This window comes from Cupriavidus sp. 8B (assembly GCF_054589115.1).
This window is the reverse complement of record NZ_BAAILO010000408.1, coordinates 1-1,314: the sequence shown is the minus strand read 5'-3', so window position 1 is coordinate 1,314 and position 1,314 is coordinate 1. Positions and strand designations below refer to the sequence as shown.

General features: G+C 59.4%; 1 protein-coding gene. It reads right to left on the bottom strand.

The window, feature by feature from the left end; translation table 11 throughout:
* Positions 1 to 23: 23 nt before the first annotated feature.
* Positions 24 to 1,250: an ISL3 family transposase gene (locus ACYP5B_RS38395; protein WP_459573065.1), complete on the bottom strand. Its 1,227-nt coding sequence runs from the start codon at positions 1,248 to 1,250 to the stop codon at positions 24 to 26.
* Between the last annotated feature and the right edge of the window lie 64 nt (positions 1,251 to 1,314).

Genomic DNA, 1,314 nt, shown 5'->3' with positions numbered 1-1,314 from the left:
GGCTCTTTTGAAAAATGAGTGGGTTATGCGGCATGCGGGTTGATCGCGGAGAAGTCGAGCTTTCCGGCGATCAGGAAGATCACGGTGCGCATGGTGTTGAAGCTCACATAACCGCGGGCCTTGCGCTTGGCGGCTTGGAACAGGCCGTTGAGGGCCTCCAGGAAGCCATTGGTCTGGCGCGTTTGGGTCCATGCAACGATGCCGTCAAAATGCTTGCGGATCATGCGCGCGACCTCCTTCATTGGCTCGACCTTGGATCGCATGACGTTCGTGCACCACTGCTCGAGCATTGCGGAAACGACATTGATCTGCTTGCGCTCGAGGATGTCGCGCAACTGCTCGCGATACAGCCAGGCACGGGCAGTGCGTTTGGTCGTGACGTTGGCGATCAACGCGTCGAGATCGGCACGCTGTGCGGCTGGCAAGCCGTCGCGATCTTTGAGCAGCGTCCAGCGCATGCCTTTGAGGCTTGGATCGGTCTTCTGTTCGAGACGCCGGGTCTTGTCCACGGCTGCCGAAGCGTGAGCCACGACATGGAACTTGTCGAAGGTGATGCGCGCGTTGGGCAAATGCTCGCTGACGCCCTTGATGAAGGCTGGCGACATGTCGATACTAACCACCCCGATCTGCTCAGGCGCAGCGTTGTGTTCGCGCAGATGTTCAGCGAACTGGCCGACCGTGGCCGCATCCTTGCCCTCTGTCACAAACACGACCTTACGCGCGTCGGCATCAGCGACAAGCGTCAGGTAGTTGTGACCACGCCTGTAGGACGTTTCGTCAACGGCGGCAGCGGTGATGCCAGACAGATCGAGCTCGGCCAGCGCGAGGTCGACATAGCGCTCGCAGATGGCGTACACGCGATGCCACGACTCACCCACCGTTCTGGCTACAGCAGAAAACGGCATCTGCTGCGCAAGCGCCACCACCATGGCTTCAAACAGCAACGTGAAGCCAGAGAGCTTGCCAGCCCAGTCCGGCTCGACCAATGCCACGCGGCCGTCGGGAAGCTTCACACGTGGCGTGCGGACTTCCAGATAGCAGTCGTGCTCGAAGAAGTTCAGGTGCCGATAGCGTTTGGTCACCGTGTCGTGAACCGGGTGCCCACCGGCGACCTCCGGGTGGGAAAAGCGGCTGCCAGCGACAAAGTCAATCTGGATCGTCAACGTCTTGGCTTCCGCATTGAAATCGACTTCCCGCACGAACCACGGGTCGCTTATGCCAAGGGCTGCTTCAAACAGTTTGCTGTGCATCGCTTGTGTTCTTCTTTACCTGGAATCCGCCCACGATACCACCCACTTGAAATTCAAAAGAGGC